The sequence below is a fragment of the Euzebya rosea genome, from assembly GCF_003073135.1.
GTDB lineage: Bacteria > Actinomycetota > Nitriliruptoria > Euzebyales > Euzebyaceae > Euzebya > Euzebya rosea.
In genome coordinates this window covers 301,706-326,237 of sequence record NZ_PGDQ01000004.1, presented here as the reverse complement: position 1 = coordinate 326,237, position 24,532 = coordinate 301,706, and the positions used below count along the sequence as shown (strand labels likewise).

Here is a 24,532-nt window from a genome sequence, read left to right as displayed (position 1 = left end):
CCACACGGGAGACCAACGTGGCCTCCTGCGAGCCGGAGGTCATCCCGCCGACGCGGTGGGCTGGTCGAGGAAGCGTTCGTGGGGGATGTCGACGATGGTCCCGTCGGTCGTGCGGAGGCTGACCGACACGTGGCCGACGCCGACGACCTCACCGGTGACGTCCCCGAAGGTCACGATCGACCCGACCTCGAGCATGTTGTCCACGTGGCGGCCGGCGATGACGGAGCCGAGCAGCGGCCGCAGGCCGAGCCCGAGACCCAGTGCAGCCGCGACGACCAGCCCCGAGAAGGTGATGAGCAGCAGCTGCCGCAGCACGCCGACATCCATGCCGGCCTGCTCGGCGGCGATCAGGGAGACGAGCACCACGATGGTCCAGTAGACGACCGCGCCGGCCACCCGGGCCATGGCCGGTCGCACCGTGGCGATCACTCGGGTGACCGTCGCCCGCAGGACGGCGGCCACGAGCAGGGCGACGATGACGAGGATGAAGCTGATCGTCAGCCCGGGAAGGGCGCCGATCATCCCCGACAGGGCAGCCTGCAGGCCCGTGTCGGTCGCCACGGGATCCACCAGGCGACCGAGGCCGAGGAGGAACCCGACCGCGCTGACCCCGACGAGGGTTGCCTTGGCGAGGGAGTTGACCTCGGCCCTGTCATCCAGCAGGCGGCCGCCGAGGACACGCAGCAGCCAGGCCAGGACGAAGGCCGCGACCACGCACACGATGATGGGCACGAGGGTGCGAACGAGGGGGCCGTCGGCGGCGAGCAGGGTGTCGAAGGTCATCGAGGGTCCTCGGTGGGGGCAGTCGTCGGGCCATCATCGCTGCCGGGGAGGTCGTCGCGCAGCCCCAGCAGGTCCGGGGTCGCCCGGGCCACGCGGCCGAAGGACCCGAAGATCGACCCGGCGAGGACGCTGACGATCGCCTCGGCCCGGACACGCTGCACCGTGGCCTCAACGGCTTCCTCGCGGGGCACGGCGATGGACCGGAGCAGGCCGGCGGCCTCGCCGACCAGGGCCATGGTCACACGATCCAACCCGTCCGGGTCATCGAACGCGTCGACGGTGCTCATGCGCGGCCCTCCCCTCGGTCGTGGGCGGAGAGGGCGTCGGCGACGGCCTGTCGGGCACGGAAGATACGGCTCTTGACCGCGGACAGGGAGATGTCGAGGGTCTCGGCGATCTCCTCGTAGGGCAGCCCCTGGACGTCGCGGAGCACGAAGGCGGCGCGAGCGTCCTCGCTGAGGTCGGCGAGGGCCCGCTGGACCACGGCGACCCGCTCCATGCCCTCCACCGTTCCCTCGGGGGACGAGGCGGGATCGGGCCGGTCGGGGACGTCGGAGGACACCCCCTCCTTGCGACGGGTGACGAGGCTGAGGCTCGTGTTCGTCGCGATGCGGTACAGCCACGTCGAGACCTGGCTGTCTCCCCTGAACGTCGCGAGCGCCCGCCAGGCCCTGACGAAGGTCTCCTGGACGGCGTCCTCGGCGTCGGCGTCGCGACCACAGATGCCACGGGCGACGCTGAACAACATGCCGTAGTTGCGACGGATGACCTCCTCGAAGGCCCCCACGTCCCCACCGCGGGCGCGGGTGAGCAGCTCGGCGTCGTCGAACACGGCGAACGCCGGGCCCGAGCGATGCACCGCGCCGTCACTCCCGAACACCTCCGTGGAAACTCGACATCCTTTCTCGATGGACCCACCCCGGGGCCAGAAGTTTCTCGGCAACGGTACAGCCGTTGCGATCACGGCCTCACGTACCGAACGTGGCTCACCCGGACCGCCGGTCCCCGAAGAAGGGTCCTGCAGCCGCGGGACGGCACCCTAGACTCCCAGCCGACGACGCGATGAGTGACCGTTACGGCACTTTCCGTCAAGAATCTTGCCCAAGTGAAGAAGATTCACCGAACATGGTTCAGTAACGGGTTCCATGGGCACCTTGGTTGCACAGGTCCAGGCGGGACCACACGAACGGGTCGGCTCGGCCCTGCACACACGGCCAGCCAGGACGGCCGACAACGTCGACCACGGTTGACTCCACGAAGCTTGCAGCGGTGATGCCCACCCCCTCATGTCATCGCTGCTGGGCCCGGTACTCCCCAGTGCCGGGCCCGTTTCGTTCTCCCGGGTGGGAGCCCGTCGTGCCACGCCTCGGTCGTGCTCGCTGACCGGCGTGCGACCGCGACCGGGTTCGTCCCCGCCGCATCGACCCCCGTACGCTGCGCCGACCCCCGTCAGAGGAGCCACCACCATGCCCGCAGCGCACATCACCACCCGAGTCGACGGCCACGTCCTCCACATCGGCGTGGACCGCCCCGAGAAGCGCAACGCCTTCGACCGTGGGATGTTGCACGCCCTCGCCGAGGCCTACGACCGGCTGGCAACCGACGACGACCTGCGCGTCGGCGTCGTCTCGGCCAGCGGCGACCACTTCTCCGCGGGCCTGGACCTCGCTGACGTGGGTCCGGCGATCGCGGCCGGCGAACCGTTCGTGCCCGCGGGCATGACCGACCCGTTCGGCATCTGGGGCGAGCCGTGCCCCAAGCCGGTCGTGATGGCCGTCCAGGGCGTTGCGTTCACCCTCTCCATCGAGCTCGCGCTGGCCGCCGACATCATCGTCGCCGCCGACGACGTCCGCTTCCGCCAGCTGGAGGTCGGCCGCGGCATCGTGCCGTTCGGCGGCGCGACCATCCGCGCCGTCCGCAACCTCGGGTGGGGCAACGCCATGCGCTTCCTGCTGACGGGCGAGGAGTTCGGCGCCGAGGAGGCCCACCGGATCGGGCTCGTGCAGGAGGTCGTTCCCGCGGGCGAGCAGCTCGCCGCGGCCACCGCCATCGCCGAGACCATCGCCGCGCAGGCACCGATGGGCGTCCAGGCCACCCTGCGGCAGTCACGTCTGTCCCGCGACGTGTCCACCGACGCCGCGATCGCCGACATGCACGAATCACTGGTCCCGATCATGACCAGCGAGGACGCTGCCGAGGGCCTGCGGTCCTTCGTCGAGCGTCGCGACGGCGTGTTCCAGGGGAAGTGACCCGCCGCCTGTCGGGTGCGGCAGCCGGGGGTGCGGTGGGCACTGCCATCCTCGTCGGCGTGCTGGCGGCCAGCCCCGTGCGGCCGGACGCGTGGTGGGTCGCGCTGCTGGTCGTCGGCATGCTGCTTCCCGCTGCCGCGGCCGGTGGGGCTGCCGCGGGACTCCGGCTCGTCCGCGGGCACCGCGTCGCTGCGGTCGCGCGCCTGACCGCCGTCGGCACCCCGGTGATGGCGATCTTCCTGCGCTTCGCGGTCATGGCGGTCTTCAGCACCTCGGCGCCCGGCGTCCAGGAAGGTGTGTCCATGGTCCTCGGTGCGGCGGCAGCGGCTGCGCTGGCCGGTCGCTACACCCCCGGCCTCGACGACGCCGACGGGGCCACGCACACCGGATAGGACCCGGCAGACCACACCCCAGCGCTCAAGGGGACCCCCTCGCCTGCCGATGCCAGTGACACGCACGCATCGTGGCGTGCCGCGGCATGCCACGGTCCACGGAAGGCTCTGCCAGTGTCCACTCCCCTGCTGCCCGGCCAGACCGCACGGGTCGAGACGTCGACGCCGGTCGACCCGACGCTGGCCGCCCGACTCGTCGACCACGTCGAGCGGGTCGTCGTGGGCAAGCGGTCCGTGGTGACCCTGTCGGTGGCGACGCTGCTGGCCGGTGGCCACCTCCTGCTGGAGGACGTACCGGGTGTCGGCAAGACCGTCCTGGCGCGGACCCTCGCGCGAACCATCGACGGGCAGCACACCCGCATCCAGGGCGCCCCCGACCTGCTGCCGACCGACCTGACCGGCGCTGCGGTCTGGCGGCCCCGCGAGGAGCGGTTCGAGTTCGTGGCCGGACCGTTGTTCGCCAACATCGTCGTGGTCGACGAGGCCAACCGGATGCCACCACGGACCCAGGCGGCCCTGCTGGAGGCGATGGAGGAGGGCCAGGTCTCCGTCGACGGGGTCAGCCACGCCCTCCCCCAGCCGTCGATGATCCTCGCGACGCAGAACCCGGTGGAGCAGCACGGGGTCCACCCGCTCCCGGAATCCCAGCTCGACCGGTTCACCGCCGCCACCTCCATGGGCTACCCGGAGGCTGCGGACGAGGTGGCGATCGTCGCCAGCCAGCTGCGCGCCGACCCGCTGACGAGCCTGCCGCCGCTGCTGGACCTGCACCAGCTCGCCGGCCTGCAGGCTGCAGCCCGCAACGTGACGGCCACCGCCGACCTGCTCGGGTACGCCGTCCGGCTGGTGCGGGCCACCCGTGACCGGGCCGGGGTCCGGCTGGGCGCATCACCCCGTGCCGCCCTGCAGATGGTCCGCCTGGGTCAGGCCATGGCGCTGATCGACCAGCGACCGGTGGTGCTGCCCGACGACCTCAAGCGGGTTGCATCGGCCGTGCTGGTCCATCGGCTCGTCGTCGACGGCCGCGGCGGGCAGCCGGACGAGGTCGTGCAGGCAGTCCTGCACGAGACGCCCGTCACCGCCTGACCCGTGGGACCTCCCCGCCTGCCGACGACCCGCCCGACCGGGCTCGGCTGGTTCGTGCTCGGCCTGGCGACGCTGCTGTACGTCGCAGGCGCCAACATCGGGTCGGGGTGGCTGGTCCTTCTGGCCGCCACGCTGGGTGCCGCGGTGACGGTCGACCTCGTCACGACCCGAGGACTGTCCCGGGCCACGGCCTGCGTCGTCGACGGAGCCGGGACGGGGACGGTCGAGGCGCCCCCGCACGTGACGGTGCGAGTCACCCGCCCACCGCACATGGGGTCGACGTTGCTGGCGGTCCCCGCCCTCGGCCTGCGGTCGGTCCTGCGGGAGACCGGGACGAGCAGCGTGTCGGCGGCCGTCCGTCGATCGGTGGGGCCGCTCGACGCCGTCGATGTCGTCGTCCGCACGGTCGGCGGCCTGACGCTGGCCGCGGCCGAGCAACGCTCCAGCCATGAGGTGCGCTGCACGGTCGTGCCCACCCTGCACGCCGGGGCGGGACGGCTGGCCCGCATCGTCGGTGGACAGGGCCCGCGGGACCGCAGGCGAGTGGGCCGGGACGAGGTACGGGGACTCCGGGAGCACGCCGCGGGGGACGGCAGCCGGCTGGTCCACTGGCGGGCGACGGCACGTCGGGGCCAGCTGCTGGTCCGTGACACCGGCGGGACCATCGGGCCAGACGTGCGGATCGACCTGGCCGATGACGCCGGCTGGTCGCCCCCCGGGATGGTCCTGGCCGCCACGGTCATCGCTGGCCTGGCCGCCGCGGCCGAGCAGGACGGCGGCGCGACGGTGACGCTCGGGGGGCAGCGCTGCGAATGGACCCCGGCGATGCCCGAGCTGCTCGCCCGACAGCATCCGCTCGGCAGCGGCGACGGTCGTGTCCCGCCCTCCCCGGCCCTCGAGGGCGGCGACGTCGCGGCGGACGGGCCCGACGCCATCGTGCGCCCCGATCCGGAGGTCCCGACCGCGATCGTGGTCGACACCCCCTCGGACCGCGCGGTCCTGCGATCGCTGGAGGAGGTGCGGGCATGGCTGGCCGGCGCCTGATCGAGGCGATCGCCGAGGTCAACACGACCCGCCGGCCGGAGCACGACGTGGTCCTCCGCGTGGCGGTCCTCGTCGCCGTGGTCACCGGCGCCGTGGCGGTGCTGCTCGCCGGAGCCGCTCCGGTCGGGGAGGCCGCAGCCATCGTCGCGCTCCTCCCGCTGGCCTTCCTGTGGTCGCATCGCCGGCGCACCGAGTCGAACTGGGCGGCGAAGGTCGTCATCAGCGTGCTGGCGGTCGCGGTCCTGATCCGCTTCTTCGACGGGCTCTCCGGCATCACCACGGTCGACGACGCCCGGCTTCCCCTCTCGGTGCTGTTCCTGGAGATCCAGGTCCTGCACGCCTTCGACCTGCCCCAGCGCCGCGACCTGATGTTCAGCCTGGTGTCGTCGCTGGCGCTGCTCGGGCTTGCCCTCGCCACCGGCCCGGGCGCCTGGATGTTCGTCCCGTTCGTGATCCACCTGTGCGCGGCGACGGTGGCGCTGCACCGGCACGGGCGGTCCCGTGCGCAGGAGTGGGCCGAGGAGGGCGTGGTCGCGCCGGCCGTCGACATCGAGGATCCGATCGTCCCGGCGCCCTCGCCCACCCACACGGTCGGGCGGAGCGCCGTGGCCGTCGCCGCGGTGGCGCTCCTGCTGTTCGGGCTGCTGCCGTTGCGGTCCGACGGGTCGCTCGGTGGCCTGCCGTTCTCCTTCGGGTCGGCGGGCCCGGCGGCCACGACCGACAACGGCCGAATCCAGCCGCCGTTCGCCGACGGGGCCGGGCCACGGGGTGACGGGCCCGCCGACTACTTCGGCTTCGCCGACCGGGTCGACCCCCGGTCCGTCGGCGACCTCGACGACACCCCGATCATGCGGGTGCGGACCGACCGGCCCCGTCCGCTCCGCGGGGTCGTGTTCGACGTCTACGACGACGGGGTGTGGGGCCGGTCCCCGACCGACCCCGAGCCGGCGCAGGGCCTGCCCGTGGTGCTTCCCGACCAACGCGGATCGACGTCCGCGACGCAGCGTGTCACGCAGACGATCGAGCTGCTGCACGCCACCCCCAACCTTGTCTTCGCCGCGTCGGACCCCCGCGAGGTGTGGCTGGCCGCGCGCAGCGTCACGCCGTGGGACGACGGGACGTTGACCACGTCGGTCGACATGTCCGCCGGCACGGTCTACTCGGTGGTGTCCGCCATCGACGTCACCCCCGCGGCGACGCTGCGCACCGCCGTGGCCCGGCCGGACGGCGCTGCTGGGGTCGACCCGCGGTGGACGGCACTCCCCGACAGCGTGCCGCAGCGCGTGCACGACCTCGCCCGGCAGCTGGCCGCACAGGCAGCGGCGCCGACCCCGTACGCCGTCGCCGAGACGGTCCAGGCCTGGATCGGTGACCGTGTGGCCTACAGCCTGGACGGCCCGGTCGTGCCCCGATCGGCCGATCCGGTCGACCACCTGCTGTTCGAGAGTCGGGTCGGATGGTGCGAACCGATCGCCACGTCGATGGTGGTGCTGCTGCGCTCGCTGGGGGTCCCCGCACGGTTCGTCACGGGGTTCCAGCCCGGTGCCCGGGAGCTGCTGAGCGGCCAGTACGTCGTGCGCGCTGCCGACGCCCACGCCTGGGTCGAGGTGCAGGTCCCCGGGGTCGGATGGGTCCCCTTCGACCCCACCGGCGCGACCTCGCAGGTGCTGGACCCCGAGGGACAGCCCTCGGAGGTCCTGCTGGTCCGGCTGCTGGCTCGGCTCCGCGACGCCGTCACCGACGACCCGTGGCCGTGGACCGCCGCGGCGGCCGCCGTGGTGGCGCTGGGGTGGGCGGCCCGGCTGGCCCGCGCCGCGGTGGCTGCACGTCGCCTGCGTCGTCGCTCGCCGTGGGTCCGCCTGCTGGCGGCGCTGGAGGCCGAAGGGGTGGCACCCCGCCCTTCCGACACCCCGCGGGAGGCCGTGCAGCGTGCGCACCGATCGCTGCCGCACCTCGACCGGGACGGCTTGGACCTCGTCCGGGCCCACGAGGAGGGTCGCCGCTACGCCGCTCCCGGGCCCGACGAGCACGCCGCACACGCGGCGGTCGACCGGATGCTGACCCGCCGCTGAGCACCACCCCGTCGCGAGGAGCTCAGTCCTTGCGGGAGCTCAGGATCCGGTAGAGGACGTACAGCAGGACGGCGCCGAGGGCTGCCGGGGCCAGCTTCTTGGCCACCGGGGCGCCGGCGACGTCGAGCAGGTCGATCGCATCGTCGGTCGTCCGCGGCTTCGAGGCAGCAGGCCGCGACGCTGTCGTCGCAGCCGCGCCCGCGGACGTGGCCGGACCCGTGCCGTTGTCGGTGGTCGCCGCGACCGTCGCCGTGCCGGCGTCGTCGGCCCCGGCGTCCTCCCCCGCGTCGTCACCCTCAGCGGTGCCCTCGCCGGTGCCCGCGGAGGACGGCTCGGTACTGGCGTCGCCCTCCGCCGCCGTGGCGGGGTCATCGTCCTCTGCGAGCTCACCCGCAAGGCAGTCCGCGAACTGGCCGATGAGCTTCTCCCCCACGTCGTTCATCACGCTGCGACCGAACTGGGCCGGCTTGCCGGTGATGGCGAGCTCCGTGACGACCTTCACCGTCGCCCCACCGTCGGGACCGTCGACGACCGAGGCCTTCACCACGGCGTTGGCCGTTCCCGAGCCGCGCGCCTCACGACCCCTGGCGTTGATGGTGGCGGTCAGCGCGTCGGGGTCGACGTCGACGTAGTCGGCCTCGCCGCGGTAGGTGACCTGGATCGGCCCGAGCTTGACCTTCACCCGGCCGCTGAAGTGTTCGCCGTCGACCTCGTCGACGGTGGCCCCCGGCATGCAGGGGCCGATCCGCTCGATGTCGCGCAGCACCTCGAAGGCGCGGGCGGGCGGGACGGGAACGTCGAAGGTGTGCGTGAGCTCCATCAGTGTCTGATCTCCTCGTGTGTGGACCGGGTCCACGTGTCCAGGTCGTCGGGGGTGTCAAGGTCGTCGGGCACGGCGACATCGTCGCAGGCCACGTGCTGGACCACCTCGGGATTGTCGTCCAGCCAGCCACGTGCGCCCCGGTCGCCGGACAGCACGGCGATCACGTCGTCGAAGGCGTCCGCGGCGAGCAGCACCGGGTTGCGTGGCTGCCCGTCGTAGGTGGCGACCCACGCCTGCACGCCCGGGTGGGCGTCCTCGCGGGCGATCAGCAATCGGGCGACGGCCGCCGGGCCCACGCCGGGAAGGTCGACCAGGTGGAGGAGGGCGCCACCGACGCCACGTCCCCCGGCCCAGGTCAAGCCGGCGGCCACGGAGGTCGACTGCCCCTCCTCCCACCGGTCGTTGGGGACGATCGTCGCCCGCCGGCCCACCGGATCGGCCACGAGCACCCCGGCGACGCTGTCGCTGGCCGATCCGGTGACCACGGCGACCGGCGCGCAACCTCCCTCGACCAGGGATCGCACTGCCAGCACCACCAGCGGGGTGCCGTCCAGCTCGACGAGCGCCTTGGGCCCACCCATGCGTCGTCCGGCGCCGGCCGCGAGCACGATCCCGGCGACGTCACGGATGCCGGGGGCGCTCACGTGAGCACGTCGTCGCGGTCAGGGTGGATGCGTCCCTCGGTGTCGGACAGCGGTTGCCCGCTGCCGCCCCAGCGCAGCTGCACGATCTCCGCGGCGATGGACACGGCCGTTTCCTCCGGCGTCCTGGCGCCGAGGTCCAGGCCGACGGGCGACCGCAGCCGGCCGAGCTCCTGCTCGGACAGGCCCAGCTCGCGGAGGCGGTCCAGCCGGTCGGCATGGGTTCGCCTGGAGCCCATCGCCCCGATGTACCCCGCGTCGGTCCGCAGGGCCACCTCCAGCAGCGGCACGTCGAACTTCGGGTCGTGGGTCAGCACGCACAGCACCGTGCGGGCGTCGACCGGGGCGGTCGGCAGGAACCGATGGGGCCACTGGACGACGACCTCGTCGGCCTCGGGGAACCTCGCGCGGGTGGCGAAGACCCGACGGGCGTCGCACACGGTCACGTGGTACCCGAGGAACTTGCCGATCCGTGCCACCGCGGCGGCGAAGTCGATGGCCCCGAACACGTACATGCGCGGGGGTGGCTGGAAGGACTGCACGAACACGGTGACGTCGTCGACGCGTCGTTCGCCGTCCGCGCCGTAGGAGCGTCGTCCCGTCCGTCCCTGGGCCAGCATCCCGCGGGCATCGCTCGAGACCGCGACGGCCAGGCCCTCACTACCGAGGTCGCCGACCAGGTCGTCGTCGGTCACGACCAGCTTCGAGCCGACGTTGCCGGGGCCGTCCACGACGGTGCCGATGGCAACGCCTCGCCCGTCCTCGATCATCCGCCGGACCTCGGCGAACCCGGGGACGGCGAAGGGCTCGACGAACAGGGAGATCTCGCCGCCGCACGTCAACCCGACGGCGACGGCGTCGTCGTCGGAGACGCCGTAGGTCACCTGCCGAGCGGGTCCGCCGGCCAGCACCTCCTGGCACTGCTCGACGACCGCACCCTCCACGCAGCCGCCGGAGACGCTGCCGACGACGACCCCCTCGGCGTTGACCGCCATGGCCGCCCCCGGATCACGGGGTGCGCTGATCTGGGTCTCCACGACGGTGGCGATCGCGGCAGGGATGCCGGCGTCGTGCCAGCTGGCGAGGGTGGTCAGGATGTCACGCACGGGCGTCGCCTCCCATCACGACACGGGCCAGGCGTTCGAGGGCGGCCACGGAGTGGCCCGTCAGGAACTCGTCGACGTGGGGAAGGGCGGCGGCCATGCCGCCGACGAGGGGTTCGTACCCCGGGGCGGCCTTGCGAGGGTTGGACCACACCACCCGGTGGGCCAGCCGCTGCAGGCGCTGCATCTGGGTGGCCAGCACCGTGGTGTCGCCCCGTTCCCAGCCGTCGGAGAGGATCACGACGATCGCGCCACGTGCCAGCCCGCGCTGGCCCCAGCGGTCCAGCCATTCCTTCAGCCCGTCGCCCAGTCGGGTCCCGCCCGACCAGTCGGGGATGGCGCCGGCCACCGCGGCCATGGCGGTGTCGGGGTCACGATGGGACAGCTCGCGGGTGATGCGGGTCAGCCGGGTGCCGACGGTGAAGGCCTCCGCTCGGCCGGCACCGCCACCCCGCCCGACCGCCACGTGGGCGAAGCGCAGCAGGGCGTCGGCGTAGGTCCCCATCGACCCCGACACGTCGACCAGCAGCACGACGGTCCGGGGGCGGCGACGGTGTCGGCGCCGGTGCAGCACCCTGGGGTCGCCCATGCCACGGAGGGCCTCGCGCACGGTGGCGTGTTCGTCGATGCCGCCGCGGTGCCACGGATGGTGACGTCGGGTCCGGCGGGGTTCGCCCGGCAGCGACATGGCGGCCAGCAGTCGGTTGACCAGGTCTCGGTCGGCCGGGGTCAACGAGGCGAGGTCCCGCTGGCGGAGGACTTCCTGGCGGCTGGCGCTCGCGGTCAGGTGCAGCTCGTCGTCGTCCCCCTCGTCGTCGTCGGCGCCGTGCAGCGGGGCGGTCAACGACCGCAGCTGTGGTCGTTGGCTGCTGGGGGTGCCCGGCCGCAACCGTGTGTGCGGTGCCTCGCCCGCGAAGAACGCCTCGAACGCCCGGTCGTAGCGGCCGAGGTCGTCCCGGTTGCCGCAGAGGGTCGACCGGCCGGCCCAGTACACGTCGTCGCGCCGGCCGGGGTCCAGGACCTCGAGGGCCTCCACGAAGGCGCGGATGCGTCCCGTGGTGACGGGCACGCCGGTGGACCGGACCGTCCGGGCGAAGGCCACCGCCGTGTCCAGCGCGTCGGCGGTGTCGATCGGGCTGGGGTGCATGCCGGTCACACCCCCTGCACGGCGTTGGCGACCAGCCGTCCGAGGTCCAGCTTGCTGGCCTGCTCGAGGTCCTCGCGGTACTTCAGGACCGACCCCAGGGTGTGGGTGGCCAGCTCGACGTCGAGGGTGTCGGCACCCAGGGCGACGAGCGCCCGTGTCCAGTCCAGGGTCTCGGCGACACCGGGCGGCTTGAACAGGTCCTCGGCCCGCAGCCCCTGCACGACACCCACGACCTGGGCGGTCAGCTCCAGGCCGGCGTCGGGACACCGCCGGCGGACGATGGCCACCTCGCGTTCGAACGTGGGGTGGTCGAGCCAGTGGTAGGTGCACCGGCGCTTGAGGGCGTCGTGCACCTCACGGGTGCGGTTGGAGGTGATGACGACGACCGGCGGGACCTCGGCGACGATCCGTCCGAGCTCGGGGATGGTGACGGCGTACTCGCTGAGCAGCTCGAGGAGGAACGCCTCGAACTCGTCGTCGGCCCGATCGATCTCGTCGATCAGCAGCACCGCTGGGCTGGTCCGGATGGCCTGCAGGAGCGGTCGGGCCAGCAGGAACCGTTCGTCGTACAGCTCGTGTTCGAGCGCCTCGACGTCACCGGCCGTGCCGGCGGTCTCCGCCGCCCGCAGGTGCAGCAGCTGACGGGGGAAGTCCCAGTCGTACAGGGCCTGCGAGGCGTCGATGCCCTCGTAGCACTGCAGGCGGATCAGCGGCGCGTCGAGGAGCACGGCGAGCGCCTGCGCAAGGGCGGTCTTGCCCACGCCCGGTTCGCCCTCGAGGAAGAGGGGGCGCGACAGCCGCAGGCCCAGCCAGGCGACGGTCGCGAGGCCCGTGTCGGCGAGGTAGTCGGCGTCGGCGAGCGCGCGCTGCAGATCGTGGGGAGAGGCCACGCCCTGGGGCATCGGGCCGGCTGGCTGGGTCAAGGAGGATCACACCATGTGGGTCGGCGACGGGTTGATCAGCGGGTCGGCCAGCAGGGTGGGGCGCCGTCGGGCAACCCCACCCCTGCCGGTCGATGCGGATCAGGACAGCGCGGCCCTGACGGCCCGTCGGGTCAGGACGCGGGCGAGGTGCTGCCGGTAGGCGGCGTCGCCGTTGAGGTCCGACGGGGGCGAGGTGCCCTCGGCAGCCTGCTCGCAGGCCGCGTCGATGGCGGCCGTGTCGCCGGTGTCGACGCCGGCGAGCGCGGCCTCGACCCCCGACGCCCGGACCGGGGTGGAGCCCATGTTGGTGAGGCCGATGTGGGCGTGGTCGATGGCGCCGTTACCCGCGACGACGGCCAGGGCGCCGACGATGGCCCAGCCCTGGGTGACGCGGGTGAACTTCTGGTAGTTCCAGCGGGCGCCGTCGGGCAGCTTGGGCCACGACACCTCCAGCAGCACCTCGTCGGGCGCGAGCGCCGTCTCGAGGTAGTCGCTGAAGAAGTCGCTGGCCTCGATGTCGCGACGGCCGCCCGGGCCCTCCGCGACGAACCGGGCGTTGAGGGCCAGGGCCATGGCCGGCATGTCGCTGGCCGCATCACCGTGTGCGAGCGACCCGCCGTGGGTGCCGCGGTGGCGGACCTGCGGGTCGCCGACCTTGGCCGTCACGTCGGCGATGACGCCGCAGTGCTGCTGGACCAGCGGGTTGCTCAGGACGTCGTAGTGGGTGGTGGCCGCCCCGATGACGAGGCGGTTGCCGTCCTCGCGGACGCCCTTCATCTCCTCGACCCGACCGATGTCGATGAGGGTCTCGGGGTAGGCCAGCCGGAGCTTCATGAGCGGCAGCAGGGAGTGTCCGCCGGCCAGCAGCTTGGCGTCCTCCGCGGAGGTCAGCGCCTGGACGGCGTCGGCGACGGAGGTCACCCGGACGTAGTCGAAGGTTGCGGGGATCATCGGTTCAGCCCTCTCCCTTTGCGGCCTGCAGTGCGTTCCAGACGGTGCGTGGCACGAGCGGCATCGGCAGCTCGTTGACGCCGAGATGGCGCACCGCGTCGATGGCGCCGTTGACGATGGCTGGGGTCGAGGCGATCGTGCCGGCCTCGCCGACACCCTTGACCCCCAGGTCGTTGCTGGTGGCCGGCGTGGTGGTCCGGTCGGTGATGAACGGCGGCATGTCCGCCGCGCTGGGCAACGTGTAGTCGATGAACGTCCCGGTCAGCAGGTTGCCGGCGTCGTCGAACTCCACCCCCTCCCACATGGCCTGGGCGATGCCCTGGGCGAGGCCACCGTGGACCTGTCCCTCCACGATCATGGGGTTGACGACGTTGCCGATGTCGTCGACGCAGACGTACTTGCGGATCGTGACCCGTCCGGTTTCGGTGTCGACCTCCATGGCCGCGAGGTGGGTGCCGTGCGGGAAGGAGAAGTTCTCCGGGTCGAAGACCATGTTGGCGGTCAGGTCGAGCTCCACGCCCTCGGGGTAGTCGTGGCCGGCGAACACCGCGAGGGCGATGTCCTGGATGGTCGTGGACTTCTCCGGGTCACCCTTCACGGAGTAGGCCCCGTCGGCGAACTCCAGGTCGTCCTCGCTGGCCTCCAGCATGTGGGCGGCGAAGACCTTGGCCTTCTGCACCACCTTGTCGCATGCCCGCTTCAGCGCGATGCCACCGACGACCAGCGACCGCGAGCCGTAGGTGTCCAGGCCCATCGGGGCGATCTTGGTGTCGCCGTGCAGCACGTCGACGTCGTCGAAGGGGACGCCGAGGGTGTCGGCGGCGATCTGGGACCACGCGGTCACGTGGCCCTGGCCGTGGGGGCTCGTCCCGGTCACGACCTCGACCTTGCCGGTGGGCAGCATCCGCACGGTCGCGGCCTCCCAGCCACCGGCGCCGTAGGACAACGACCCGAGGACCCGCGAGGGCGCCAGGCCGCACATCTCGGTGAACGTGGAGATGCCGATGCCCAGCTGGACCGGGTCGCCGGACTCGCGGCGCTGCCGCTGCTCCTCACGCAGCTCGTCGTAGCCGAACAGCTCCATGGCCTTCGCCGTGGCGGCCTCGTAGTTGCCCGAGTCGTAGGTCAACCCGGCGATCGTGTCGAACGGGAACTCCTCGTGGGCGATCCAGTTGCGCTTGCGCAGCTCCATCGGCTCCATCCCGAGCTCGGCGGCGAGCTCGTCGATGATCCGCTCGATGGCGAACGTGGCCTCGGGCCGGCCGGCACCGCGGTAGGCGTCGGTCGGGGTCTTCGTGGTGAACACGCCGCGGCAGGCGAAGTGGTAGGCGTCCATCTTGTAGATCGACGGGAACATGAACGCCCCGAGGATCGGCACGCCCGGCGTGACGAGCTGGAGGTAGGCACCCATGTCGGCCAGCAGGTCGACCTTAAGCCCGCGGATCCGCCCGTCGGCGTCCGCGGCGATGGAGATGTCCTGGATCTGGTCGCGCCCGTGGATGGTGGCCTGGATGTCCTCGCTGCGCGACGCCGTCCACTTGACCGGCTTGCCGAGCTTCCGGGCGATCGCCGTCATGGCGACCTCCTCGGCGTAGACGTTCAGCTTGGAGCCGAAGCCCCCGCCCACGTCCGGTGCGATGACCCGCACCTTCTGCTCGGGGATGGACAGGGTGAGCGCCAGCATCAGCCGCAGGATGTGCGGTACCTGGGTGGCGGAGTAGACCGTCACCTCACCCGATGCAGAGGCCGGGTCGACGACGACCGAGCGGGGTTCGATCGCGGCGGGGACGAGGCGCTGGTTGATGAACCGCCGGCTGACGACGGTGTGGGCGCCGTCGAACGCCGCGTCGACGTCACCGGCCTCGAACGGCCAGAGGAACGACACGTTGGAGTCGGTGTCGGCGTGGACCTTCGTGGCGCCGTCCTCGACCGCGGCGAGCATGTCGACCACGGGGTCCAGCGGCTCGTACTCGATGTCGACGAACTCCAGGGCATCGGCCGCCTGGTAGCTGGTGCGGGCGACGACGACGGCGACGGCGTCACCGACGTACTTGACCTCCTCCACGGCCAGCGCCATGTGGGCGGGGTTGACCATGTCGGCGGTGACGGGCCAGGCGCACGGCAACGCGCCGTAGTCGTCGGCGAGGTCGGCGCCGGTGAAGGCCGCGACGACGCCGGGCTGCTCGAGCGCCTGGCTGGTGTCGATGCGGTTGATCCGGGCGTGGGCCATCGGCGAGCGGAGCACCGCCGCGTGCAGCATGCCGGGCAGCGTGATGTTGTCGGTCCAGCGCGTCTGCCCGGTGATCAGGCGCGCGTCCTCCTTGCGGAGGGTCCAGTCACCGACCTTGCCGGTGGCCTCCGGGCGATCCTCGATGGCGGTCACTGCGTCGCCCCCTGCATCTCACCAGCGGCCTGCTGCACCGCGGCCACGATGTTCTGGTAGCCGGTGCAGCGACAGAGGTTGCCCTCCAACCCCTCGCGGATCTCGTGCTCCGTCGGGTCCGGGTTCTGGCTCAGCAACGACGTCGCGGCGCAGATCATCCCCGGCGTGCAGTAGCCGCACTGCAGCCCGTGCTTCTCGTGGAACGCCTTCTGGACGGGCGTCAGCTCACCGTTGCCCAAGCCCTGGATCGTGGTGACCTCCGCCCCGTCGGCCTGCGCGGCCAGCATCGTGCACGACTTGGCCGAGCGACCGTCCACCAGCACGGTGCACGCCCCGCAGTTGGACGTGTCGCACCCGACGTTGGTGCCGGTCAGGCCCAGCACGTCGCGCAGGTAGTGGACGAACAGCAGCCGAGGTTCCACCTCGTCGTCGTAGGTGGTCCCGTCGACCGAGACCCGGATCGGCACGCGATCTGCGCGCGCGGACGTGGTTGTCATGGTGTGCCCTCCGAGAAGTGATCGGGCGCCGAAGACCGGCACCGTCTTCGTGCGACCAGCGGAGCGGCTCCATCCCCGGTGTGCTCCTTCACCGAGGCAATCCAGCGGGTCGCATCGGCAGCCTAGAACGCCTGCCGTTGCTCCGGTAGGGGTTTCTCGCAATCGGTCCGGTGGGCACCGATGGGGCCCACCCGGGGCGCCTGTGATTGGATCCGGCGCCCGACCGCTCGACCGACGGAGAACCAGCGATGAGCCAGCAGACCGTGCACCTCGACGACCTCGAGTCCCTCGTGGGCACCCCCATCGGCCCGACCGGATGGCACGACATGGACCAGCGGATGGTCGACGGATTCGCGGAGGTCACCGGCGACCACCAGTGGATCCACACCGACCCCGAGCGGGCGGCGAGGGGCCCGTTCGGCAGCACGATCGCCCACGGCTTCTTCACCCTGTCGCTGGCACCCGTCCTGTCGTGGGAGCTGCTGACCGTCGAAGGGGTGTCGATGGCGGTCAACTACGGCCTCAACAAGGTGCGCTTCCCGGCGCCCGTCCCGGTCGGCACCGCGGTGCGCGGCACGATGACCCTGGTCGAGCTGACCGAGGTGCAGGGCGGTGTGCAGTCGGTGTCGGAGCTGACGGTCGAGCGTGACGGCGGGACCAAGCCCGTGTGCGTCGCCGAGCTCGTCACCCGTTACTACCGCTGAGGCAGCTCGACGGTTTGACCACTGGCGGTAATCACGACTTTCGGTCATAGTATCGGTTCGAGGAGTGATGGACGCCTGTCGGGGGGTGTCCGCACGCCTGTCACAGTCGACCCACCCACGGGGACATCTCACCTATGCAGCGGGCCCGGATCATTGAGCGCATTCGTGTTGCGAGCGCGCCCCCGCCCGCGCCGGTGGCGATCAGCTTCGACCCGACACCCCACGAGGACGTCGAGCCCATCCCGACGCCGTCGGGCGAGGAGTCGTCGGCCGACATGGCCGTGTCGTCGGCAGCGCGGGCTGCGGCCGCCGGCCGGGCGCTGGCCGAGGACGACCTGCGGTCGGGCCGTCGGGCGACGGCGTCGGCCGGGGGTTCGGAGTGACCGACCTGGCCGACCTCCAGACCGCCGTCCGCCAGATCCCCGGCGTGGCGGTTGCCGTCGTGCGCTGGCCCGACCCGCTCGGCCCGGCCAGCCTCCGCGTGGAGTTCGCGGCCGGCGCGGACCGTCGTGCGGTCACCGAAGCCGTCGTGCGGACGATGGTCGAGGTCGGTCGGATCGACCTGGAGACCATGCAGGTCCACCCCGAGCAGGGGAAGCCGGTCCGCGAGGGACGCCCCATCTTCACCGACCTCCTGATCGAACGGGAAGGGCACGACGTGCGGGTGCAGGTGACCCTCGCCGTCGTGGGCCGAACCCACACGGGCACCCGCGAGACGACCGGTCGCCGGGTCGACATGCTCAGGTTGACCGCCGAGGCCGCGGTCGACGCGCTCAACGACTTCGTGCGCGACGGTGCGGTCTACGAGATCAGCCGGATCGACCGGATCGGCACGATCGACGGCGACGACGACCAGGTGACGGTCCAGGTGAAGGCCGACGACCAGCTGCTGCTCGGCGCCGCGCTGGTCCGCGGTGATGCCCGTGAGGCCGTGGTCCGCGCCACCCTCGACGCGGTCAACCGGCACGTCGTCCAGATCGAGCTGCCCGCCTGACCTGCGGGGTCATCCGCCGATGTAGGACATCTCCACGCGGTCGGCGGGCTGGTGCTGCGCCTGGTGGCGGACCTCGCTGTAGCGGTCGGTGCGGCGGCCCCAGATGCGGCCGAGCTCGTCGAACAGCTCGGGGTCGGTGGCCCCCTCGTCACGGAGGAACGCCCGCAGGTCGTGCCCCCGGCTGGCGAACAGGCAGGTGAACAGCTCGCCGATGGCCGACAGGCGGGCGCGCACGCAGGTTGCGCAGAACGGCTGGGTCACGCTGGCGATCACCCCGACGGTGCCGCCGCCGTCGGCGTAGCGGTGGGTGGCAGCGACTGCCGTCCCGCGGTGCTCGTCGGCGCCCTCCAGCGGGTGGACGGCCCCGATCGTGTCGAGGATCTCCTGGGCCGACACCACGTCGGTGGGTGTCCAGCGGTTCGTGCTGCCCACGTCCATGAACTCGATGAAGCGGACGGTCACGCCCTTGTCACGGCCCATCTCCGCCAGCGGCACGATCTGGGCCTCGTTGACGCCGCGCTGCACGACCGCGTTGACCTTGGTCCGCAGCCCCGCGTCGACGGCCGCATCGATGGCGGCGAGGACGACCGCCACGTCGACCTTGGTGTCGGCCATCCGCAGGAACGTCTCGGGGTCCATCGCGTCGAGGCTGACCGTCACCCGGTCCAGCCCCGCCTCGACCAGGTCGGGCAGCAGGTCGGGCAGCAGCACCCCGTTGGTGGTCATGGCGATGTCGTCGATGCCGTCGACGTCGCGGATCATCGCGACGAGGTCGGGAAGGCCCCTGCGCAGCAACGGTTCGCCACCGGTGAGGCGGATCTTCCTGACCCCGTGGCCGGCCGCCCCCCGGACGATGCGAACGATCTCCTCGAACGACAGCAGCTCGCGGCGTTCGAGGAAGGCATGGTCGGGCCCGAACAGCTCGCGCGGCATGCAGTAGGTGCAGCGGAAGTTGCACCGGTCGGTCACTGAGACCCGGAGGTCCTGCAGTCCCCTGCCGCGGGTGTCGACGGTCGTCACGCCGTCAGCCTAGCCTTGCACGATGCCGGTCTCCTCAAGGTCGTCGGGGCGTTCCCATCTGGCGCTCGTCCTGGCGCTGGTCGCGGTGACCGTCGCGGTCTTCCTGCCGATCACGCCCACACCGGCGTTCCGTGCACCGGGAACGCGGGTTGCGCTGGAGACGACACGGTTCCTCGCCTCGATGGCTGCCGCCGGCCTGCTGGCCTCCGGCGGGACCGGGGTCGACCAGGCTGCCCGCCGGCCGTTCGTCGCCGCGCTGGTCCTGCTCGGGGTGACCGACCTGTGGTTCGGCGTGCTGCCCAACCTGGGCACCACCGACCTGACCGGCGACGAGACCCTCCTGCCCTGGATCGCCGCCCGCTACGTCGTCGGTGTGCTGTTCGTGCTGGCCGGTGCGGAATGGCCCCGATGGTCCACCGCACGGTTGGTCACGGTGTCCCTCCTCGCGCTGGTGGCCATCGAGGTCGTCATCGTCACCGGCCCCTCCCCTGCCCTGCCCACCGTCATCGGGCCAGACGGCTTTCCCCAGCCGACCCCGGTGCAGCGTGCGTTCGAGATCGTGCCGATGGCGCTGTTCGGCCTGGGTGCGTTCCTCGCGGAGCGGCTGTACCGCCGCGACGAGCAGCCGCTGGAGCGATGGCTCTCGTGGGCGCTGATCGTGGGCGTGTTCACCCAGCTGCACGAGGCGATCTTCCCCAGCGGGCTCGGTCCCGTCATCACCTCCGCCGACCTGCTCCGTGCCGTCACCGCGCTGGTGCTGCTGGCCGGGGTCGTGCGGCAGCTGGCCCGCCTGCGAGCGGACCGGGTGCGGGCGCTCGACGTCTCGCAGGCGGACCTCCGCGAGCTCCGGGAGGTGTCCAGCCGGCTGCAGGACTACGTCGAACGAGAGGCATCGTTCCGGTCGGTGGTCACCCACGAGCTGTCCACACCGGTGATCACGATCTCCGCCTACGGCCACCTGCTCCAGCGGGGCGGGGACCCCCAGGACCGCCAGGGGGCCGTCGACGGGATCGTCACCGAGGCCCGGCGGCTGCGAACGCTGATCGACCGCATGGACGACCTGAAGCAGATGGAGGACACCGCCCTGTCGGTCGACCTCCGCCCCGTGGCGATCGCGCCGCTGCTGGACGAGGCGGCGTCGTTCGGCAGGGCGCTGGCGGGCGAGCACGCCGTGCACGTGGCGTCGGAGGACCGGACGTTGCCGCTGGACCCGGTGCGCATCTCCCAGGTGCTCCGCAACCTGATCACCAACGCCGTCCGCCACGCGCCCGTCGGCACACCGATCGTCCTGGAGGGCCGCGCCCGCGACGGGACCTACGTGATCCGTGTCGCCGACCAGGGCCCGGGGGTGGGGGTCCACGCCGAGGAGCTGTTCGAGAAGTACCGTCGGGGCCAGGACGACGCCGAGGGCACGGGCCTGGGGCTGTGGGTGGTCCGACAGATCGTCAACGCCCACGGTGGGACAGTGGCCTTCGAACGTCCCACCGACACGGGGGCCAGGGTTCGTGTGGTGCTGCCGCTCCGGGAGTCCGTGGAGGAGAACCGATGACCATCCGTGTCCTGCTGATCGAGGACCACGCCAGCCTGCGACAGGCCATGACCGCCGTCATGGGCCTCGAGGACGACATCGAGGTCATCGGCCATCGCGAGGACGGTGATCCCGACGCAGCGGTGGCCGCGGCCGCCGGGGCCGACGTGGCCGTGGTCGACCTCGAGCTGCCCGTCGGCCACGGCGCCGACGTCGTCGCCGCGCTGCTCGAAGCCGACCCACCGGTGCCGTCGGTGGTCCTGACCGGCCTGCGGGACGACCGCGAGCTGGGTCGGGCGATCCAGGCCGGGGCTCGTTCGGTGCTGCAGAAGACCGCCGAGATCCCGGAGATCATCGCGGCGGTCCGGGTCGTGGCCAGCGGTGGGGTGGTCCTGCCCGCGGCCGAGACGCAGCGTCGCCTGCGCGCCCTGGACGCCGACCTGAACCGCCGTCGCCGCGCCGAGCTCGTCCGCGACGCCCTGACCAGCCGGGAGGTCGAGGTGCTCGAGCACCTCGTGTACGGCGCCAGCACGGCCGAGGCCGCCGAACGGCTGGGGATCTCCCCGGAGACGGTGCAGACCCACGTGCGCAACCTGATGGGCAAGCTCGGGGCCGGCAGCCGCCTCGAGGCCGTCAGCCTGGCCCTGCAGTACGAGGTCGTCGACCCGCCCTGATCCGTTCGGGGCAACCGCGTGTCCGCTGGGGGGATCTACCCGAACCCGAGTACGCACGGTGAGGCCGGGCCCCGCAGTGTGGTGCCATGGCCGCAACTCCCGCCTCCGAGACCTCCAGCCGCCGCGACGGTCGGGGTTGGGTGGGATTGCCCCGGCCGGGGCTGCTCGACCTGGGCCTGGCGGCGTCGGTCGCGGGGCTGGCCGCCGGCCTGTACGGCACGCTGGCCCATGCGCGCTGGGGCCTGAGCGTGCTGTGCCTGGGCACCTGCGGACTGGTGGTGCTGCTGGCCCGTCGGGACCGCGAGTACGAGGTCAGCCAGCTGCCGGACGTCACGCTCGGCGAGGTCGCCGAACCCCTGCCGCGCCTCAGTCGCCAGTCGACCCATCCCCGGCACGACCTCGCCCTGCTGTCCCCGATCGTCCCGGCGATCGTCCGGACCGACGACGGCTGGGGCGTGGTGTCGATGGACGTCGCCGTCGCGGCACTTGCCCGTCCCGACTTCCACGGCACCTGGGCCGATGTGGCCCAGCCGCTCGCCCTGCTGCCCGGGTCGACGCGGCTGCAGGCGCTGCGGCGGGTACCGCGTGACCACGAGGTCCTGCTGGTCGAGCCGCCCAGCGGCGGCCCCCCGCTGGGCGTCACCGGTGTACGCCTGCGCAACCTCGGTCCGCAGCCGGTCCGTCGCCGTCATCGGGCCCGCCTGGTCGACCTGACCCGCGCGCCCTCCGACCCGGGGTCACCCACGACCACCACTCCTCCCTCGACCCGCCCGAAGGTTGGTGCATGACCCCCGTCCTCGCCGCTGGCGCAGTCCTCGAGTCCGACCTCCTCCGCTTCTGGATCGCGCTGGCGCTGCTGCTGGCGTCGGCGAAGGTGCTGGGGCACCTGGCCAAGCGGATGGGCCAACCCTCCGTCGTCGGTGAGCTGGCTGCCGGCATCCTGCTGGGCCCGACCCTGCTCGGGCGGGTCTTCCCGCAGGTGACCGAGCAGCTGTTCCCCGACGAGGGAACGGTGGCGATCATGATCGCCGCGGTGGCCTGGCTCGGTGTGGTCCTGCTGCTGGCCGCCACGGGGTTCGAGGTCGACCTCGGCACCCTGCGTCGGCTGGGCCGGGCCGCGCTCACGGTCGGTGGGGCCAGCCTGATCATCCCGGTGACCTTCGGGTACGGGCTCGGACAGGTCCTGCCCGACTCGTTCTCGGGTGGTGAGGATCGGGCCGCCCTGCCGCTGTTCATGGGTGTGGCGCTCGGCATCTCGGCGCTTCCGGTCGTGGCCAAGGTCCTGCGCGAGCTGCGGCTGGCCAAGGCTGGCGTCGGGCAGATCATGCTCGCCGCCGGCATGCTCAACGACGTGGTCGGCTGGGCCCTGCTCGGTGTCGTCGCCGCGGTGGCCACCGGTGGTGTCGGGGGTGGGACGTCCCCTGCTGTGGGCCTCGCCGTGGCGCTCGGCGGCGCGTTGCTGACCGTCGTCGGTGGGCTGACGATCGGCCAGCGCGGCGTCGACCGCCTGCTGCGGTTCGTCCGACGCCACGACGCCAGCAACGGCACCATGCTCGGCGTGTCGGTGATCATCGTCATCATCGCCGGGTCGATCACGCAGGCGCTGGGGGTCGAGGCCGTCCTCGGCGCGTTCGTGGCCGGCATGGTCCTGGCACGGTCGCCGCTGGGCGGCCGCCGGGTCGAGCAGCCCCTCAGCACCCTGGCCGACCACGTGCTCGCCCCCGTCTTCTTCGCCACCGCCGGCCTGAAGGTCGACCTGTTCGCCATCGTGGCCCCTCCCCTGCTGTGGTGGACGCTGGCCATCCTCGCCGTGGCCGTCGGCGCGAAGGTGCTCGGCGGCTGGGTGGGTGCCCGTCTGGGCGGCTTCGGCAACCGCGACGGCCTGGCCATCGGCGTGGGCCTGAACGCCCGCGGGGCCCTGGAGATCGTGGTTGCCTCGCTCGGCCTGTCCCTGGGTGTGCTGTCCAGCGAGGCGTACTCCGCGGTGGTCGTGATGGCCGTGGCCACGTCCTTGATGGCCCCGCCCCTGCTGACCTGGCTGCTCGAGCTGGACCCCGACGGGGACGACGAGACCGACAACGGCGTCCTGGCACACGTCCGCACGGCGTTGTTGCCCACCCGGGGTGGTGGCTCGTCGGTCCTGGCGGGCCGAGTGCTCTCCCGCGTGCTGCCGCCGACAGCCAGCATCACGGCCCTCACCGTGCACACCGACGCCGAGGACGCGGCCGCCGGTCGCGAGGCGGCCAGGAACATCCAGACCCACGTCGACCGGCGCATGCGCTGGCGGGACCACATCGCCGAGGATCCCGCCAAGGCGGTGCTGGCCGAGTCCGTCATGGGCTACGAGCTGATCGCCCTCGGCGCCACCGCCACGTCCGCCGGCGGCCCGACCGCAAGCCCAGTGCTGCAGCAGATCGTGACCTCCGCCACCGTGCCCGTCCTGCTGGTCCGCAGCGCGCTCGACCGGCCGCCGGAGGACATCGCGCTGGACCGCATCGCCGTCGGGGCGAGCGGCACGACATCGGGTGGCCTGGCGATCGACCTCGCGATCCGCATGGCAGCCGGCGGGGCGGCTGAGCTGTCGATGATCCACATCATCGACCAACCTCGCGTCGACCGGCACGATCGCCCGCTGGCGTCGCGCTGGCAGGCGCAGGCCTTCGCCGACATCGACGGGATGCTCGCCGAGCCCCGGCAGCACGCCGAACGCTCCGGCGTGGGCGTGGACGTCAAGCTGCGCCGGTCCCGCACCGTGGCGGAGGACCTCGTCGCCGCCGCGGTCGAGGCGGACGCGTCGTTGCTGGTGGTCGGCGGCGAGCCGCGTCACGAGGGCGGGGCGTTCCTCGGCCACACCGTGACCCACCTGCTGGCCACCGCTCCCATGTCGGTGGCGGTGGTGATCAACCCCCGCTGACGGCGCGGTTGGCCCGCAGGGTGACGGCGACGTCGTCCACGCGCGCCTCCAGCTCGGCCAGCGTGCCCTCGTTCCAGATGACGTGGGTGGCGACGGCCAGCTTGTCGGCGAGGGGTGCCTGGCTGTTGATCCGGCCCCACGCCTCGTCGGGGTCCATGCCTCGGTCGGCGACGAGCCGGTCGTGCTGGACCTCCGGGCCGGCGGCGACGACCACGATCGTCGGGTAGGCCTCGGCGTGTCCCATCTCCACCAGCAGCGGCGAGTCGACCACGACCGGGCCGTCGTGGTCGGCATGGGCGGCGATGCGACGACCCATCTCCTCGGCGATCCGCGGGTGGGTGATGCCGTTGAGGTCCCGGCGGGCGACCTCGTCGGCGAAGACGATCGCGCCCAGCGCCGGACGGTCGAGCGTGCCGTCGGCCAGCAGGATGTCCTCACCGAAGCGCGAGGCGATCTCCGCCAGGGCCGGCTGACCGGGTTCGACGACGGCCCGTGCCACGAGGTCGGCGTCGATGACGGGGAACCCGTGCACCTCCGCGAACCGCCGGGACACGGTCGACTTGCCGGATGCGATGCCACCGGTGAGGCCAACGAGCTGCATCGT

25 protein-coding genes are annotated in these 24,532 nt (G+C 72.4%); 12 read left to right on the top strand and 13 right to left on the bottom strand.

Annotated elements, in window-relative coordinates; translation table 11 throughout:
* Window positions 1–39 precede the first annotated feature (39 nt).
* Genes CUC05_RS06615 through CUC05_RS06605 form a run of 3 tightly spaced genes read right to left on the bottom strand, consistent with a single transcriptional unit; the run spans window position 40 to window position 1,642 of the window.
* Complete coding sequence (locus CUC05_RS06615) at window positions 40–783, bottom strand: mechanosensitive ion channel domain-containing protein (RefSeq protein ID WP_108665282.1); 744 nt, start codon at window positions 781–783, stop codon at window positions 40–42.
* Window positions 780–1,070 (bottom strand): hypothetical protein, encoded by a 291-nt coding sequence (locus CUC05_RS06610; protein WP_108665281.1) that lies wholly within the window; start codon window positions 1,068–1,070, stop codon window positions 780–782. Before CUC05_RS06610 ends, CUC05_RS06615 begins: the two co-directional genes overlap by 4 nt.
* The gene (locus tag CUC05_RS06605) at window positions 1,067–1,642 is read right to left on the bottom strand and encodes an RNA polymerase sigma factor (RefSeq protein ID WP_157965289.1); all 576 of its coding nucleotides are present in this window, start codon (window positions 1,640–1,642) and stop codon (window positions 1,067–1,069) included. The genes CUC05_RS06610 and CUC05_RS06605 overlap by 4 nt, the downstream gene beginning before the upstream one ends.
* A 607-nt stretch (window positions 1,643–2,249) precedes the next feature.
* Between CUC05_RS06605 and CUC05_RS06600 the strand changes: the two genes are divergently transcribed.
* The 5 genes from CUC05_RS06600 (at window position 2,250) to CUC05_RS06580 (ending at window position 7,626) form a co-directional block, all read left to right on the top strand.
* Window positions 2,250–3,032, top strand: coding sequence for a crotonase/enoyl-CoA hydratase family protein (locus tag CUC05_RS06600; protein WP_108665279.1), 783 nt, complete (start codon window positions 2,250–2,252; stop codon window positions 3,030–3,032).
* Window positions 3,033–3,067: 35 nt separating this feature from the next.
* Complete coding sequence (locus tag CUC05_RS06595; protein WP_157965288.1) at window positions 3,068–3,424, top strand: hypothetical protein; 357 nt, start codon at window positions 3,068–3,070, stop codon at window positions 3,422–3,424.
* A gap of 114 nt (window positions 3,425–3,538) precedes the next feature.
* Window positions 3,539–4,510: an AAA family ATPase gene (locus CUC05_RS06590; protein WP_205712164.1), complete on the top strand. Its 972-nt coding sequence runs from the start codon at window positions 3,539–3,541 to the stop codon at window positions 4,508–4,510.
* A 3-nt stretch (window positions 4,511–4,513) separates the two neighbouring features.
* The gene (locus CUC05_RS06585) at window positions 4,514–5,554 is read left to right on the top strand and encodes a DUF58 domain-containing protein (RefSeq protein WP_108665277.1); all 1,041 of its coding nucleotides are present in this window, start codon (window positions 4,514–4,516) and stop codon (window positions 5,552–5,554) included.
* On the top strand, window positions 5,536–7,626 hold the full coding sequence (locus CUC05_RS06580; protein WP_170127934.1) for a transglutaminase TgpA family protein: 2,091 nt from the start codon (window positions 5,536–5,538) through the stop codon (window positions 7,624–7,626). Before CUC05_RS06585 ends, CUC05_RS06580 begins: the two co-directional genes overlap by 19 nt.
* Window positions 7,627–7,648: 22 nt before the next feature.
* Here the strand turns inward: CUC05_RS06580 and CUC05_RS06575 are convergent, their stop codons facing one another.
* The 8 genes from CUC05_RS06575 to CUC05_RS06540 all read right to left on the bottom strand — a co-directional run bounded on the left by CUC05_RS06575 (window position 7,649) and on the right by CUC05_RS06540 (window position 16,094).
* Window positions 7,649–8,446 carry an SRPBCC family protein gene (locus tag CUC05_RS06575; protein WP_108665275.1) on the bottom strand — a complete coding sequence of 266 codons (798 nt, stop codon included), beginning with the start codon at window positions 8,444–8,446 and terminating at the stop codon, window positions 7,649–7,651.
* Window positions 8,446–9,093 carry a nucleotidyltransferase family protein gene (locus CUC05_RS06570; protein WP_205712163.1) on the bottom strand — a complete coding sequence of 216 codons (648 nt, stop codon included), beginning with the start codon at window positions 9,091–9,093 and terminating at the stop codon, window positions 8,446–8,448. Before CUC05_RS06570 ends, CUC05_RS06575 begins: the two co-directional genes overlap by 1 nt.
* A complete protein-coding gene (locus tag CUC05_RS06565; protein WP_108665274.1) occupies window positions 9,090–10,196 on the bottom strand; it encodes an XdhC family protein in 1,107 nt (368 codons plus the stop codon). Before CUC05_RS06565 ends, CUC05_RS06570 begins: the two co-directional genes overlap by 4 nt.
* Complete coding sequence (locus CUC05_RS06560; RefSeq protein WP_108665416.1) at window positions 10,189–11,340, bottom strand: vWA domain-containing protein; 1,152 nt, start codon at window positions 11,338–11,340, stop codon at window positions 10,189–10,191. Before CUC05_RS06560 ends, CUC05_RS06565 begins: the two co-directional genes overlap by 8 nt.
* Before the next feature lie 5 nt (window positions 11,341–11,345).
* A complete protein-coding gene (locus tag CUC05_RS06555) occupies window positions 11,346–12,242 on the bottom strand; it encodes an AAA family ATPase (protein ID WP_108665273.1) in 897 nt (298 codons plus the stop codon).
* A gap of 120 nt (window positions 12,243–12,362) precedes the next feature.
* A complete protein-coding gene (locus CUC05_RS06550) occupies window positions 12,363–13,214 on the bottom strand; it encodes an FAD binding domain-containing protein (protein ID WP_108665272.1) in 852 nt (283 codons plus the stop codon).
* A 4-nt stretch (window positions 13,215–13,218) separates the two neighbouring features.
* Window positions 13,219–15,597, bottom strand: coding sequence for a xanthine dehydrogenase family protein molybdopterin-binding subunit (locus CUC05_RS06545; protein ID WP_205712161.1), 2,379 nt, complete (start codon window positions 15,595–15,597; stop codon window positions 13,219–13,221).
* Window positions 15,594–16,094, bottom strand: coding sequence for a (2Fe-2S)-binding protein (locus tag CUC05_RS06540; protein WP_108665271.1), 501 nt, complete (start codon window positions 16,092–16,094; stop codon window positions 15,594–15,596). Before CUC05_RS06540 ends, CUC05_RS06545 begins: the two co-directional genes overlap by 4 nt.
* 248 nt (window positions 16,095–16,342) lie before the next feature.
* On the opposite strand from CUC05_RS06540, the gene CUC05_RS06535 reads away from it, so the two are divergent.
* The 3 genes from CUC05_RS06535 (at window position 16,343) to CUC05_RS06525 (ending at window position 17,792) form a co-directional block, all read left to right on the top strand.
* The gene (locus CUC05_RS06535; protein ID WP_108665270.1) at window positions 16,343–16,798 is read left to right on the top strand and encodes a MaoC family dehydratase; all 456 of its coding nucleotides are present in this window, start codon (window positions 16,343–16,345) and stop codon (window positions 16,796–16,798) included.
* A gap of 194 nt (window positions 16,799–16,992) precedes the next feature.
* A complete protein-coding gene (locus CUC05_RS06530) occupies window positions 16,993–17,181 on the top strand; it encodes a hypothetical protein (protein ID WP_108665269.1) in 189 nt (62 codons plus the stop codon).
* Window positions 17,178–17,792: a hypothetical protein gene (locus CUC05_RS06525; protein WP_108665268.1), complete on the top strand. Its 615-nt coding sequence runs from the start codon at window positions 17,178–17,180 to the stop codon at window positions 17,790–17,792. The genes CUC05_RS06530 and CUC05_RS06525 overlap by 4 nt, the downstream gene beginning before the upstream one ends.
* 9 nt (window positions 17,793–17,801) lie before the next feature.
* Here the strand turns inward: CUC05_RS06525 and moaA are convergent, their stop codons facing one another.
* A complete protein-coding gene (gene moaA / locus CUC05_RS06520; RefSeq protein WP_108665267.1) occupies window positions 17,802–18,812 on the bottom strand; it encodes a GTP 3',8-cyclase MoaA in 1,011 nt (336 codons plus the stop codon).
* A gap of 22 nt (window positions 18,813–18,834) precedes the next feature.
* Between moaA and CUC05_RS06515 the strand changes: the two genes are divergently transcribed.
* The 4 genes from CUC05_RS06515 (at window position 18,835) to CUC05_RS06500 (ending at window position 23,928) form a co-directional block, all read left to right on the top strand.
* The gene (locus tag CUC05_RS06515) at window positions 18,835–20,361 is read left to right on the top strand and encodes a sensor histidine kinase (RefSeq protein WP_108665266.1); all 1,527 of its coding nucleotides are present in this window, start codon (window positions 18,835–18,837) and stop codon (window positions 20,359–20,361) included.
* Window positions 20,358–21,014, top strand: a complete 657-nt coding sequence (locus CUC05_RS06510) for a LuxR C-terminal-related transcriptional regulator (protein ID WP_108665265.1) — start codon at window positions 20,358–20,360, stop codon at window positions 21,012–21,014. The genes CUC05_RS06515 and CUC05_RS06510 overlap by 4 nt, the downstream gene beginning before the upstream one ends.
* Before the next feature lie 86 nt (window positions 21,015–21,100).
* On the top strand, window positions 21,101–21,802 hold the full coding sequence (locus tag CUC05_RS06505) for a hypothetical protein (RefSeq protein WP_157965287.1): 702 nt from the start codon (window positions 21,101–21,103) through the stop codon (window positions 21,800–21,802).
* The gene (locus CUC05_RS06500) at window positions 21,799–23,928 is read left to right on the top strand and encodes a cation:proton antiporter domain-containing protein (RefSeq protein ID WP_108665263.1); all 2,130 of its coding nucleotides are present in this window, start codon (window positions 21,799–21,801) and stop codon (window positions 23,926–23,928) included. Before CUC05_RS06505 ends, CUC05_RS06500 begins: the two co-directional genes overlap by 4 nt.
* Here CUC05_RS06500 and coaE read toward each other — a convergent pair.
* Entirely contained in the window at window positions 23,915–24,529 is a 615-nt protein-coding gene (gene coaE / locus CUC05_RS06495; protein ID WP_108665262.1) for a dephospho-CoA kinase, read from the bottom strand. The genes CUC05_RS06500 and coaE overlap by 14 nt on opposite strands.
* Window positions 24,530–24,532 lie beyond the last annotated feature (3 nt).

Bases quoted from the DNA above. Each gene is read 5' to 3' on its own strand.
- CUC05_RS06615 (WP_108665282.1), bottom strand. From the start codon at position 783: ATGACCTTCGACACCCTGCTCGCCGCCGACGGCCCCCTCGTTCGCACC.
- CUC05_RS06610 (WP_108665281.1), bottom strand. From the start codon at position 1,070: ATGAGCACCGTCGACGCGTTCGATGACCCGGACGGGTTGGATCGTGTG.
- CUC05_RS06600 (WP_108665279.1), top strand. From the start codon at position 2,250: ATGCCCGCAGCGCACATCACCACCCGAGTCGACGGCCACGTCCTCCAC.
- CUC05_RS06580 (WP_170127934.1), top strand. From the start codon at position 5,536: ATGGCTGGCCGGCGCCTGATCGAGGCGATCGCCGAGGTCAACACGACC.
- CUC05_RS06575 (WP_108665275.1), bottom strand. From the start codon at position 8,446: ATGGAGCTCACGCACACCTTCGACGTTCCCGTCCCGCCCGCCCGCGCC.
- CUC05_RS06560 (WP_108665416.1), bottom strand. From the start codon at position 11,340: ATGCACCCCAGCCCGATCGACACCGCCGACGCGCTGGACACGGCGGTG.
- CUC05_RS06555 (WP_108665273.1), bottom strand. From the start codon at position 12,242: ATGCCCCAGGGCGTGGCCTCTCCCCACGATCTGCAGCGCGCGCTCGCC.
- CUC05_RS06550 (WP_108665272.1), bottom strand. From the start codon at position 13,214: ATGATCCCCGCAACCTTCGACTACGTCCGGGTGACCTCCGTCGCCGAC.
- CUC05_RS06540 (WP_108665271.1), bottom strand. From the start codon at position 16,094: ATGACAACCACGTCCGCGCGCGCAGATCGCGTGCCGATCCGGGTCTCG.
- CUC05_RS06535 (WP_108665270.1), top strand. From the start codon at position 16,343: ATGAGCCAGCAGACCGTGCACCTCGACGACCTCGAGTCCCTCGTGGGC.
- CUC05_RS06515 (WP_108665266.1), top strand. From the start codon at position 18,835: ATGCCGGTCTCCTCAAGGTCGTCGGGGCGTTCCCATCTGGCGCTCGTC.
- CUC05_RS06510 (WP_108665265.1), top strand. From the start codon at position 20,358: ATGACCATCCGTGTCCTGCTGATCGAGGACCACGCCAGCCTGCGACAG.
- CUC05_RS06505 (WP_157965287.1), top strand. From the start codon at position 21,101: ATGGCCGCAACTCCCGCCTCCGAGACCTCCAGCCGCCGCGACGGTCGG.
- CUC05_RS06500 (WP_108665263.1), top strand. From the start codon at position 21,799: ATGACCCCCGTCCTCGCCGCTGGCGCAGTCCTCGAGTCCGACCTCCTC.
- coaE (WP_108665262.1), bottom strand. From the start codon at position 24,529: ATGCAGCTCGTTGGCCTCACCGGTGGCATCGCATCCGGCAAGTCGACC.